The organism is Rheinheimera soli (genome assembly GCF_031457405.1).
In the GTDB taxonomy this organism is placed as follows: domain Bacteria; phylum Pseudomonadota; class Gammaproteobacteria; order Enterobacterales; family Alteromonadaceae; genus Pararheinheimera; species Pararheinheimera soli_A.
In genome coordinates this window covers 42612-54886 of record NZ_JAVDWR010000003.1, presented here as the reverse complement: position 1 = coordinate 54886, position 12275 = coordinate 42612, and the positions used below count along the sequence as shown (strand labels likewise).

General features: G+C 46.1%; 10 protein-coding genes. 4 read left to right on the top strand and 6 right to left on the bottom strand.

All coding sequences use genetic code 11. The annotated features are described in order from the left end of the window. Positions 1–8 precede the first annotated feature (8 nt). Complete coding sequence (hutH, locus tag J2W69_RS06770; protein ID WP_310275887.1) at positions 9–1544, top strand: histidine ammonia-lyase; 1536 nt, start codon at positions 9–11, stop codon at positions 1542–1544. A 186-nt stretch (positions 1545–1730) separates the two neighbouring features. Beyond that, a complete protein-coding gene (locus J2W69_RS06765) occupies positions 1731–3758 on the top strand; it encodes a methyl-accepting chemotaxis protein (RefSeq protein ID WP_310275886.1) in 2028 nt (675 codons plus the stop codon). Positions 3759–4219: 461 nt separating this feature from the next. Here J2W69_RS06765 and J2W69_RS06760 read toward each other — a convergent pair whose 3' ends face one another. Both J2W69_RS06760 and J2W69_RS06755 read right to left on the bottom strand, forming a co-directional pair. Continuing rightward, entirely contained in the window at positions 4220–4837 is a 618-nt protein-coding gene (locus J2W69_RS06760; RefSeq protein WP_310275883.1) for a restriction endonuclease, read from the bottom strand. Positions 4838–5028: 191 nt separating this feature from the next. Then, the gene (locus J2W69_RS06755) at positions 5029–5928 is read right to left on the bottom strand and encodes a bifunctional GNAT family N-acetyltransferase/hotdog fold thioesterase (RefSeq protein ID WP_310275881.1); all 900 of its coding nucleotides are present in this window, start codon (positions 5926–5928) and stop codon (positions 5029–5031) included. A gap of 35 nt (positions 5929–5963) precedes the next feature. On the opposite strand from J2W69_RS06755, the gene J2W69_RS06750 reads away from it, so the two are divergent. Next, positions 5964–6581: a class I SAM-dependent methyltransferase gene (locus J2W69_RS06750; RefSeq protein ID WP_310275879.1), complete on the top strand. Its 618-nt coding sequence runs from the start codon at positions 5964–5966 to the stop codon at positions 6579–6581. Here J2W69_RS06750 and dtd read toward each other — a convergent pair. The 4 genes from dtd to J2W69_RS06730 are packed head-to-tail and all read right to left on the bottom strand — an operon-like array spanning position 6559 to position 9895. After that, positions 6559–6996: a D-aminoacyl-tRNA deacylase gene (gene dtd, locus J2W69_RS06745; RefSeq protein WP_310275877.1), complete on the bottom strand. Its 438-nt coding sequence runs from the start codon at positions 6994–6996 to the stop codon at positions 6559–6561. The two genes, J2W69_RS06750 and dtd, sit on opposite strands and share 23 nt — an antisense overlap. Further along, a complete protein-coding gene (gene pip / locus J2W69_RS06740; RefSeq protein WP_310275875.1) occupies positions 6993–7967 on the bottom strand; it encodes a prolyl aminopeptidase in 975 nt (324 codons plus the stop codon). Before pip ends, dtd begins: the two co-directional genes overlap by 4 nt. Continuing rightward, the gene (locus J2W69_RS06735; RefSeq protein ID WP_310275873.1) at positions 7964–8854 is read right to left on the bottom strand and encodes a virulence factor BrkB family protein; all 891 of its coding nucleotides are present in this window, start codon (positions 8852–8854) and stop codon (positions 7964–7966) included. Before J2W69_RS06735 ends, pip begins: the two co-directional genes overlap by 4 nt. Before the next feature lie 6 nt (positions 8855–8860). After that, positions 8861–9895 (bottom strand): FAD:protein FMN transferase, encoded by a 1035-nt coding sequence (locus J2W69_RS06730; RefSeq protein ID WP_310275871.1) that lies wholly within the window; start codon positions 9893–9895, stop codon positions 8861–8863. Positions 9896–10098: 203 nt separating this feature from the next. On the opposite strand from J2W69_RS06730, the gene J2W69_RS06725 reads away from it, so the two are divergent. After that, entirely contained in the window at positions 10099–12168 is a 2070-nt protein-coding gene (locus tag J2W69_RS06725; protein ID WP_310275869.1) for a S9 family peptidase, read from the top strand. The last annotated feature ends 107 nt before the right edge of the window (positions 12169–12275 follow it).

The following is a 12275-nucleotide window of genomic DNA, read 5'->3' as shown; positions in this document are numbered from 1 at the left end:
ATAAGAATATGACTTACGCTTTAAGCATCACCCCTGGTGAACTGACTCTGGCGCAACTGCGTCAGGTGCAACAACATGCTGTGACTGTCACTTTAGACCCGGCCGCTTTGCCAGCCATTGAAGCTTCAGCTGCAACAGTGGCTAAAATAGTCGCCGAAAACCGTACTGTGTATGGCATCAACACTGGCTTTGGTTTATTGGCCAATACCAAAATTGATCAGGACAAACTTGAAACGCTGCAACGTTCCATCGTTTTATCGCACGCTGCAGGTTTTGGCGATTTAATGGACGACAGCACTGTACGTTTAATGCTGGTGCTGAAAATTAACTCCTTAGCCCGTGGTTATTCAGGGGTACGTCCTTTAGTGATCGAAGCGCTGATTAAACTGGTCAATGCTGGTGTCTACCCTTGTATTCCGAAAAAAGGCTCTGTTGGCGCTTCTGGCGATTTAGCACCTTTATCTCATATGGTGTTGCCTTTGATTGGTGAAGGGGAAGTTTGTATCGCAGGCCAGATTTATTCTGCCAAAGAAGGTTTAGCTATAGCGGGTTTAGAGCCAATTACCCTGGCCGCTAAAGAAGGTTTGGCTTTATTAAACGGCACTCAGGCTTCTACCGCTTTTGCTTTGGAAGGTTTGTTCCGTGCTGAAGACTTATACGCAGCAGGTTCTGTCATTGGCGCTATGAGTGTTGAAGCTGCTATGGGCAGCCGGTCACCTTTTGATGCCCGTATTCATGCGGTACGTGGTCAGTCAGGCCAGATAGATGCAGCTTTGATTTATCGCCACTTGTTAGGTGAGACTTCAGAAATTGCGGACTCCCACAAAAACTGTGAAAAAGTACAAGACCCATACAGCTTACGTTGCCAGCCTCAGGTGATGGGAGCCTGTTTAGCGCAAATCCGTTTTGCGGCTTCTGTGTTATTAGTCGAAGCCAACGGCGTGACAGACAATCCGTTGGTGTTTGCTGCTGAAGACGACATTATCTCTGGTGGTAACTTCCACGCTGAACCTGTGGCTATGGCAGCCGATAATCTGGCTTTGGCTATTGCTGAAATTGGTTCTATTTCAGAGCGCCGTATGGCACTTTTAATCGATTCACATTTAAGCAAGTTACCAGCCTTTTTAGTCAATAATGGCGGCGTAAACAGCGGCTTTATGATAGCTCAGGTGACAGCAGCAGCTTTGGCTTCAGAGAATAAATCTTTGGCGCATCCGGCATCTGTAGACAGCTTACCTACTTCAGCCAATCAGGAAGATCATGTGTCCATGGCCACTTTTGCTGCCCGTCGTTTAGCTGATATGGCAGAAAATACTTTAGGCGTACTGGCTGTTGAGTATCTGGCAGCTGCTCAGGGTTTGGACTTCCGTGCACCATTAAAAGGCGCTGCAGCAGTAGAACACGCCAAAGCAGTATTACGTCAGGAAGTCAGCTTCTATGATGTTGACCGCTACTTCGCGCCTGATATCGAAAAAGCCGCTGAACTCTTGCGCCATGGCAGCTTAAATTCTTTACTGCCTGCTAATGTATTAAGCAGTTTTTAAGCTTCTAGTTTTATTAGGGTTTTTAACAAAGGGCACCAAATTGGTGCTCTTTTTTTATTTGCATCGAATAAATTTGCACCAATCTGGCTAGACCAGTTGAAAAAACTTTGTTAGTTTCAGTTGTCTATTTTCTATCTATCACATTCTAACCAATACTAAAACCATAACAGCTGTTGGAATTATCCTATGAAACTTCGGGTTGCACATAAAATTTATCTGGGCTTTGGCTTTATTGCCTTGCTGTTATTAGTCGCCAGTTTATCTTCACTCTGGAGTTTTGCCGTAGTAAACAGCACCAGCGGTCAGATGAATGAAACGGCAGTGCCAGTGCAACAGCAAAGCAATATGGCACAAATTCAATTATTGAAACTCGCCAAGTTGTCTGCTTTGGGTTACACAGCTGAAGATGCAAGCAGAATTAAGAGTTATCAGGATGAATTTACTCAGGCAGCCGAAGTTTACCGCAACAGAATGGCCAGTCTGACGCCTTTAGTCGCCAAAGAGCCCACTTTACAAAAACCTTTGGCAGAAGCTCAACAAACTTATCAGGCCTATCAACAGGCTGTAGAACAATTATTTAAAGCCCGTTTAGAAGCCATAGCTCAGGGTGATAAGGCTGCTGCAGAACTGAAAGAACTTGAAAACCTGATAGATGCCGCAGGTGCTACCTTAGTGGATATTTCCTTTTTGGAAGCACCGGGTAAAACCAGTCAACTGGAACTCTTAGAAGGGGCGGCTGGCCGGGTAGATGGTCAGCTTTTAGGCCTGCTGAAAACAGTACGTGAAATTGCGGCAATGACAAATCCTGAACAATTAGCCAGCAGTCAGGAAAACTTAGGTTTTGCTTTTAGTGATATGCAAGGCAATCTGGATTACATCGCCAATATAGTGAAGCAAGTGAATGCAGAGGACTTTTGGCATGATTTCCTGGCTCAGCTGGACGACGCCAAAAGCCGGATTGAGGGCGAAAATAACTTAGTCAGTATCAAATTATTGCAGGTCAAACAACTACAAGCAGCGCGGCAGCAACTGGACCAGTCCGAGCAACAGGTAACCCAGGCTGTAGCAGCTTTAGATCAAATGATTAGCCAGGCAGACAGCCAGTTCAACTCGTTGCAGCAGGATCTATCCTCAGCATTAAACTCAGGCACAATCCGCGCTGTGATTATGCTGATTGTTTTGGTTGGCTTAGCTATAGGTGCTGCTTACCTGACCATCAAAGCCATGATCACCCCCTTGTCTGGGATCAACAGAGTCTTGGATCGCATAGCCCAAGGTGATTTAAGCCGCGAGCTGACCATCAATTCCGATGATGAATTTGGTGAGTTATCCGCCAATGTGAATACACTGATTAAAGCCTTACGCCAGTTGATTGAACAAATACAACAAGGGGTACTGGAGCTGAATCAAAGTGCCCGTTTATCCAGTCAGGAAGTCAGCGCTATTCATCAGGCTTTAAGTACCCAGCATCATCAGGTGGCTGAAGTAAACGGTATCACCCAGCAGTTAGCAACCAATACTCACCAAATCGCCGAACAAGCCGACCAGGCGCAGCAACAAATGCAGCAGGCGTTAAGCCAAAGCCTGCAAATTGATCAGGTTTCGGCGGCCAATAACACACTGATCCAGGAGCTGGCGCAGCAACTGAATGACACCAGTAATACGATGCAGGCTGTTAACGTTGAATCAAACAACATAGGCGGTATTCTGACGACCATTCGTGGCATTGCTGAGCAAACTAACCTGCTGGCGTTAAACGCCGCCATAGAAGCAGCCAGAGCCGGTGAGCAAGGCCGGGGTTTTGCGGTAGTCGCAGATGAAGTCCGTTCTTTAGCAGTGCGCAGTCAGCAAGCCACTGATGAAATCCGCACTATGATAGCCAGCTTACAGCAACAAAGTATGCATGCAGTGAAGTCGATTGAAAAAGGCCAGACCGATGCAAATAACTGTGTAGCGCAAAACAGTCAGTTGATGACTGCTTTGGCCGAAATTAATCAGGCTATTGAAGCTATGCATCAGATCAGTGACAACATTGCCACTACGACATCCAGTCAGTTACAACTTGGAACTGCAATAGAACAGAGCATGCACAGTATGGTGGATTTAGCAGAACAAAGTACTGAACGTGCAACCTCCACACTGGAACAAAGCGCTCAGGTAGCTACAGCAGCCAGCACACTGGAAAACGCAGTACGTAGCTTTAAATTGCATTAGACCGCTTGTAAATCATCTCCAGGCCAGAGCAACTGCTCTGGCTTTTTTATCTCCGTCAGGTACGCACTGACAAAGCTTTTTGTGCTTTAAAAGCAATGATCCAGATGCAAAGATTTCGCACGCTGTGGATCAATGATTGTTCAACTCAGGTGCAATTGTTTCTGCTGTTATTGGTTCAGAAGAATGGTCTGGTGGACGAACCTGAACAGAGGCACATACAGAATAGCGTTTCCAGCTTCTGATGCCATATAAGTCAATTCATTGGAAGAAACAGGTGATAAGTAGCAAGTAAACTGTCTGTGCTGAAGTAAAAAAAATGGCCAGACAGTGTCTGGCCAGGCAGGAAGTGTGTAATCCGTTATCTTTGTTCGTTCCATGTCTAACATTCGTAAACGCCTGATCATCATGACAAATTTGGCAAAAAAAACATGATGGAAGCTTTATATAGCGTGATAACAGCCTTATATCAGCGCTAATTGGTCGAAACTTTCAGCATTCATGTATTTTTTCAAACGTTGCTGGTCAAAAAGTTCTATACCTGCTTCAGCCGCAAAGAGCCGCACCTGACTGTTAATTTTGTGATAGCAGACAATCAAACCACGTTGGCAGTTGAGCGATAACATTTGTTGAAATACAGAACGAACCTGAGCCACAGTTAAAGCCTGATCTAATTCAGGTTGAATATAAAGCAATAAAGCCTGCTGCTGGCGACGCACTAAAAAGTGGGAATCACAGTCTTCCAGCGATTCCATCTCGCGGCCAAAAAACTGCAATAAAAGTTGAGTGTTTTCTTTAAACTGTTGCTGTTGCCGTGCAAGCTTATTACCTTGTGGCCACCACATTGGATTCAGCACTTCTTCCTGACGTTCCAGTTCCAGAAAGGCCAGAATGTTAAACAACAAGGCCAGCAGGAACATAGAAACAAAAAGCCATAACATGGCACTGGACCAGGTGGAGCTTAACACCCAGTTTTGGCTGCCGGATAAAACTGAATACTCAGAAAATAGCAGGTAGGTTGCGCCTGCAACTATTCCTGCGGCTGTCGCAACACATGAGCTGATCAACCATTTATTATTCATTAGTGGCACTCCTGACGGACTTGATGACTGTAGTATCAAATCTGTCAGGAGCTTTTACCTGAATTAAGCCTGATATTTGCTTGACATATCTCAATATAAAAATACTGCTTTATAGAGCTAAAGACGGGATGGGACAAGCTCTGTTGAGCACTGGATTGGAATTTTAGACGGGCGGGGACAAGCCCCTACGGCTATTTTTTTGGTATTACCGCAAAACGCCCCTCAAAAACAGCCACTTGTCTATCATCACAAAAAATACCCACTTTGATATCCAATCTGGCTTTACGTTGTTGATGCAAAGCAGAAAAGTCTGGTGCGCACTGATGTCGCCAGCAACGGCCTTCAGCAGTGCCGGTCACAGGTTTTAGATAACGGATATGTGCATCAGCCAATACAATATCTCCATCCAGTTGCTGATCTTTTAATAACAACCAGACCATACCCCACCCCGTTAAGGTGCCCAGGGTATAAATACTGCCGGCAAACATGGTGTGATGTAAGTTTATATTGGGATCTAAAGGCGCGACACAACAGATCTGATGTTGATCCACCGACTGCACCTGCAATTGCATATAAGCGGACAACGGAATTTTTTGCCAGAAGGTGCGCTGCAATTCCGGTCGCCATTGTTGTAGCAAATCAGTTGAAGCAGAAAAGCCTAAGGTTTTGACATAACGATGATGAGCTATACCAAATAGCGAATTGGCGGGCTCAAGGTAGCTGTAGCCTGCTTTTTGATAAAAACCTGAAGCTGTATCGCGGGCATTCAGAATAATACGCTGCATGCCCTGCTCCAGCGCCACCTGCTCTAACTGCTGCAGTACCATAGCGCCTAAACCATGGCCCTGCCATTGATCCGACACCGCCATATAACGTACCTGAGCAGTCTGCTCATCTACTTTATGCAAACGGCCAACAGCCACCACCTCGCCTTCTTCGGTGCAGACCATACGGTGAAAAGACACTGCTTCTGACTCGTCCTGCTCTGAGCCTTTAGGTTGATCCCAGGGGGCTCTTAATACCTGCCAGCGCAATTGATAATAAGCTAACCATTGAGCTTCAGTTTGTGGGGCGCTAAGCTGCCAGTTCACATCGTCGTCCTGTAGTCAGTTGATTTGAGGGTATTGTGGAACAAAAACCTGACGCTATACAACAGTTAGTCTGGTTTCAAGCGGGTCCGCCCCGGCTGGAACTAACTGAAGAAGGTCCTTTTTTATGCCTTTATCTGGATGGCATAATGCAAAGTAAGATGAACCAATTAGCACCAGCTGCGACACTTTCGCCGCATTTAGTGCCCATTTTACGTGCCCTGCAACAGCTAAAACCTGCGTCTGTATTACAGCTGGGATTGGGTGGTGGCGATATCAATCGTTTTATCAGCACTGTGTTGCCCAACACTCAACTGGTTACAGTGGAGCTGAATCAGACAGTGATTGATGCCTATCAGCGTTTTTTTTGCCTGAATGGCAAGGAGGAGTTAATAGCCCTGCCTGCTCAGGATTTTCTTCAGCACAGGACTGAGCAATGGTCTTTTGTACTCTGGGATATTTATCCGCTTTTTGACGGCTGGCAGCAGACGATGCAAAAGATAGTAGAGCAAAGCGGAACTATTTTGATTAATTTGTCGCAACCTGAATATCAGCAACAACTGGAAGCCTTACTGACGAAACGTAGTTATCAGTGCCATCACATAGAGGGTTATCTGAATCTGTTGTACGAGATTAAGTCTCAAGCAGAAAAGTGACAGGACCATTGTTCACCAGAGCCACCTGCATATCGGCGCCAAACTGCCCTGTAGCGACCTCAATACCACAGCTTCTGCAATAAGCGACAAAGTCCTGATACAGCTTCATCGCCGTATCAGGCACAGCAGCAGTGGAGAAACTGGGTCTTAAGCCTGAATTTGTGTCTGCGGCTAAGGTAAATTGCGATACCACCAACAAGGCGCCACCCGCTTGCTGCACATTCAGATTCATTTTGCCGTTTTCATCGGAAAACACTCTGTATTTCAGCACTTTATCAGCCAGCTTTTTTAACTGTAATTCTGTATCGTCTTTTTCTACACCAAGTAACACCAATAAGCCGGTATGGATGGCACCAACCAGTTGTTGATCGACAGTCACACTGGCAGAGCTGACCCGCTGGATCAAAGCTTTCATAGAGCCTCTACTTCCACAGTCTGCAACACATCCGCCATCACGAGACTGGCCTGATACAAGGCGCTGCGGATCCCAACTTCAGACGCTGAATGCCCCGCATCGACCACCCAATTTAATTCTGCACCAGGCCAAAGCGAAGCCAGACTAAAGGCATTTTCTGCTTTGCATACCATGTCATAACGACCATGCACTATCTGACAAGGTAAATGACTGATTTTATGTATGTGATTAAGCAATTGATCGGTTTCAAAAAAACACTGATGCTGAAAATAATGATGTTCAATTAAGGCTAAAGCTAAAGCCGACCGGGCATCCATGTCGCCGCCTCTGGAAAATTCATTAGGTAGCAAAGTAGCAATGCGCGATTCCCAGATACTCCAGGCTAAAGCGGCCTCCAGTCGGATGCTTTCGTCTTGATGATGCAACTGCAACTGATAAGCCTGCAGAATATCCAGATGTGACAGCTGCGCCACTGGTTTAATAAAGTCCTGATAATAATCAGGAAAAACCTGACTGGCACCAAAACCAGCCCGGTACAACCAATCGATGTCCTGCTTACGGCCAAGGAAAATGCCACGTAAGATAAAACCCAAACAACGGTCCGGATAAGCCTGTCCATAAGCCAAAGCCAAAGAGCTGCCCCAGGATCCACCTGCGACTACCCAACGTTGTATGTGCAAATGCTGACGAATTTGCTCCATGTCGGTAATCAAATGCCCAGTGCTGTTGTTTTCCAGTTGCAAAGCAGGAGTGGATAAACCACAACCTCTCTGGTCAAAAATAATAATGTGGTACAAAGCCGGATCAAACAGCTGGCGATGAAAAGGTGAACTGCCACCTCCAGGCCCACCATGGCAATAAATCACCGGAATGCCTTGCGGGTTACCACTTTGTTCCAGATAAATTTGCTGTCCATCTGCAGTGTCCAGCCATTGAGTCGAAAAAGCGTCTATAGCAGTAGCAGTATTCATGCTGTGGTGTCCTTTTCAGCTGCTTTCTCTGCTTCCGAAGCAGCTTGCAGATAACGTTCTTCCAGCAAAGCCGTTAACTCTGCCCCTAACAACACCACCAGCCACACCAGATAAATCCACAAAAACAAAATCGGCACTAAAGCCAAGGCGCCATAAATGGCCTGATAGGATGGAAAATGAGTGATATAAAGAGCAAAACCTTTCTTTAACAATTCAAACATGACGCTGGCGGTTACTGCGCCAATCAATGCATGGTGATACTGCACTTTGGCATTAGGCACTACCAGATACAGCAGGAAAAAAGCCAAAATAGAAAACACATAAGGTGTCAGTGCCAGTAGTACGCTGCTTAACCCCGGAGTGTAGCCGTCAGCCAGGCTGGAAAAAGACAGAATATAAGAAGTGACAGCAATGGATGCCCCAAGCAAAATAGGCCCAAAGGTCAGCACCATCCAGTAAATCGAAAACGAAATAATAAGTCTGGGCCGTTTTTTAATACGGAATATGCTGTTGATGGTTTTGTCGATATTGTGGATCAGCATTAAAGCCACCAGTACCAAAGCGCCAATACCTACAGCCGTCATTTTGCCAATATTTTCAACAAAACCAGCAATATATAGACGTAAATCATCGCCTTTCGCCGGTGCTACATTGGCATATAAAAAAGCCTCAAGCTGGTCGCGTAATTCCCCAAACATTGGGAAAGCGCCCATCACCGAAAACATCACAGCAATAAAAGGCACCAGGGACAATAACGAGATATAAGCCAGATAACCACCAATCACATTGATTTGGTCGTGCTGGCAACGTCTAAAATACAAAGTTAAAAAATCATTGCCCTTTAAACGCAACTGCTGCAGCTTGTCTTTATCCCATCCTTGCGCCATCAGGTTTTACTCCACGAAGCTGAAGGCAGTACCTGAAGCTAGAGCTTCAGTTAAGGCCTGGCTTGGTTTTTCAATAAAATCAGCACCTTGCTGATCAATAAATAACACAGGCAACTTCAGTTCATCTGCCACTTTTAGTCCCTGCTCGCTGCCCATACACAAAAAGGCGGTAGACCAGGCATCACCCCAGGTTGGGTCAGGTATCAAAATAGTGGTAGACACCGTATTGTGGGTGACAGGGGTGCCAGTGCGGGCATCCAGTACATGACTGTAGCGTACACCATCCAGATCATAAAAATGGCGATAAGTGCCGGAGGTCATAATAGATAAAGGCTCGTCTTGCTGCACACTGATGATTTTTTGTAGTTTTTGTGAATCAGGTAAAGGCTTTTCAATAGCGACACGCCAGGCTTTAGCTTCCGGCTTTTTGCCTTTACTGACCAGCTCGCCCCCTACTTCCACCAGATAATTCTGAATGCCGGCTTTATCGAGAATTTTTGCCAGTTGGCCTACTGTATAACCCTGAGCTATAGAGGATACATCCACTCTTAAACCCGGACTATGTTTCACCAGACGGCTGCCGTCACTGCTTACCTTGTCTAAACCAATGGTTTGTTTCAATGTCTGAATTTGCTCAGCACTGGGTTTGGTTAATTGATCACCCCGAAAACCCCACAGCTCAAAATAGGGTTTTACCGTTAAGTCGTAACAACCTTCACTGTGAGCCGATATTTGTTTGGCAATATCCACCATCAGCACCAGTTCTTCCCCTACTTCTACCAGCTCGTCGCTTTGCTGAGCATTAAAGGCCTCAATGACAGAGTCTGGTCTGTAGTTAGACATCAGCAGATCGATACGATCCAGTTCCTTTTTTAGTTGCTTCTCCAAAGCACTTTTGTCGATACCCTGCTCTGTCCAGAAACTGACTGTAAAGCTGGATCCCTGGGCAGGGCCTGAAATACGTTGTATCGGATCGGGTTGACTACAGGCGGTTAAACCAACAAGAAGGAGGGCCAAAACACTCAAACTTTTTAACGACATAAGAGACTACAAACCAAAAGAAGGGTGGCGCCAGTGTAAACAAAATGAGGGGTAAAATCCAGCTGCCAGCGCCGTAGTTACTGGCTCCAGGCTAAATAAGCAGGCAAACTAAACGCTTAAATTCAGGTTTTGGTCGCTGCTAAATTGTGCAGCAGAGCAATGCAGGTTAGTTTAGTCGCTGTCTTATCAGAAGAGGTTTACCGATGAAAAAGCCCGTGGCCTTTGCGCCCTTTATTTATTCCTGCATTGCCAGTGTCACTTTACTCTGTACCGCACCTGTTTTAGCTTCAGCTGCCACCAGCCCCTATTTTCAGTCTGAAGATATTTTTGCGCTGGAATATGCCAACGATCCGCAAGTGTCACCAGACGGCAAACAAGTTGTGTATGTGCGTAACAGTAACGATATTATGACAGATGGCACCCACAGCAGTTTATGGCTGCTGGACGTAAAAACCGGTCGCCAAAGCCCTTTATTTGTTGATCAGTTTAACTATGGCAGCCCACGCTGGTCTGAAGATGGCAGTCGTATTGCCTTTATTTCGGACCGCTCCGGCTCTCGCCAAATCCATGTGCATTACCTCAAAGAAAACAAAACTGCTTTAGTCAGCCAACTGCCAAAAAGCCCTGGTAACTTAAGCTGGTCGCCAGATGGCGAACATCTGGCATTTACCATGAATGTGCCGGCTCAGCCGACTAAGCTTGCCAAAGCCACCAAAATGCCGAAAAAACCAGAAGGTGCTAAATGGTCAGAGCCAGCTGTTCTCATTGAACGGGCTCAGTATCAGGCCGACGGACAGGGCTTTTTAAAGTCAGAGTTTCGCCATCTGTTTGTATTGCCTGCAACTGGCGGTAAAGAACGTCAACTGACCAGCGGTGATTTAAATTACGGTTCAGATTTAAGCTGGACACCAGACGGTAAAGCGCTGGTTTTTTCAGCCAACACTCACAAAGAATGGGAATATCAGCCACGCGACAGCGATTTGTATCAATTTACTTTGGCCAGCAGCGAGTTAAAACAACTGACCAGTATGGCTGGCAGGGAGAGCTCCGCAGTGTTTTCACCCGATGGCAAGTATCTGGCTTTTGTCTGGGGTAACAATGAAAAAGTGCCTTACACCAATGGCAAGCTGAAACTGATGGACTGGCGCTCAGGTGAAATAAAAGATCTGACCAAAGAGTTGGATCGTGACGTCGAAAACCCACAATGGCTGGACAATAGCAGTCTGGTGATCCAGTTTGACGACAAAGGCAAACGCACTCTGTCATCTGTGTCTTTATCCGGCAAGCTGCAGCAACTGACGGATCAGGTGTCTGGCGCTGGTTTACCTCAACCTTATTTAAGCGGTGAATACAGTGTCGCCAATGAAGTTATTGCCTTTACTCAGGGCAATGCCCAGCGCCCAGCCGATGTGGCAGTGGTAGTGAACGGCAAAACCCGCACTTTAACTCAGTTAAACGAAGATCTGCTGGGGCATAAAAAGCTTGGGCAAGTGCATGAAATTAATTACAAATCCTCTTTTGATGGTGAGCCTATCCAGGGCTGGTACATTATACCGCCAGACTTTGATCCCACTAAAAAATACCCTATGATGCTGGAAATTCATGGCGGCCCACATCTGGCTTATGGCCCACATTTCAGCGCTGAGATGCAACGTTTTGCCACCGAAGGTTATGTAGTGTTTTACAACAATCACAGAGGCAGCTCATCCTACGGTGAACGTTTTGCCATGTTGTTGCACGGAAAATACAGCTCGCCTGAAGACTATGCCGACCATGATTCAGGTGTGAATGCGATGATTGAGCTGGGTTTTGTCGATAAAGACAACCTGTTTATCGCTGGTGGTTCAGCTGGTGGTATAGCGACAGCTTATGCTGTGGGTTTAACTCAGCGTTATAAAGCAGCGGCTGTGGTCAAACCTATTATCAATTGGTTGAGTAAAGTACTGACAGGCGATACTTACCTGTACCAGACCTTTCACCAATTCCCAGGTGTGCCTTGGGAGCATGTTGAACATTATTGGCAGCGTTCGCCTTTGTCGCTGGTAGGTAATGTGACCACACCAACCCTGTTGATGACAGGTGAAAATGACAGACGTACCCCCATCAGTGAATCTGAGCAGTTTTATCAGGCCTTAAAAATTCGCAAAGTAGATACAGCCCTGGTGCGTATTCCTGGCGCGCCTCATGGCATCGCCAATAAACCCAGCCGGATGATCACTAAAGTGGAGTACATTCTGGCCTGGTTTGAGCAATACAAAACCAGTTCAAACTAAAAGCACATTACCACATCAAGCCCGGAATTCCGGGCTTTTTTTGCTCAGAAAAAAGCCTGAGAGTACAGTTGCTTGTATAAAAGTGCAGTTTTGTTAGTCTGGACTCA

Excerpts from the sequence above, each read along its gene's own strand:
- hutH (WP_310275887.1), top strand. The coding sequence starts at position 9 with ATGACTTACGCTTTAAGCATCACCCCTGGTGAACTGACTCTGGCGCAA.
- J2W69_RS06765 (WP_310275886.1), top strand. The coding sequence starts at position 1,731 with ATGAAACTTCGGGTTGCACATAAAATTTATCTGGGCTTTGGCTTTATT.
- J2W69_RS06760 (WP_310275883.1), bottom strand. The coding sequence starts at position 4,837 with ATGAATAATAAATGGTTGATCAGCTCATGTGTTGCGACAGCCGCAGGA.
- dtd (WP_310275877.1), bottom strand. The coding sequence starts at position 6,996 with ATGAAAGCTTTGATCCAGCGGGTCAGCTCTGCCAGTGTGACTGTCGAT.
- pip (WP_310275875.1), bottom strand. The coding sequence starts at position 7,967 with ATGAATACTGCTACTGCTATAGACGCTTTTTCGACTCAATGGCTGGAC.
- J2W69_RS06735 (WP_310275873.1), bottom strand. The coding sequence starts at position 8,854 with ATGGCGCAAGGATGGGATAAAGACAAGCTGCAGCAGTTGCGTTTAAAG.
- J2W69_RS06730 (WP_310275871.1), bottom strand. The coding sequence starts at position 9,895 with ATGTCGTTAAAAAGTTTGAGTGTTTTGGCCCTCCTTCTTGTTGGTTTA.
- J2W69_RS06725 (WP_310275869.1), top strand. The coding sequence starts at position 10,099 with ATGAAAAAGCCCGTGGCCTTTGCGCCCTTTATTTATTCCTGCATTGCC.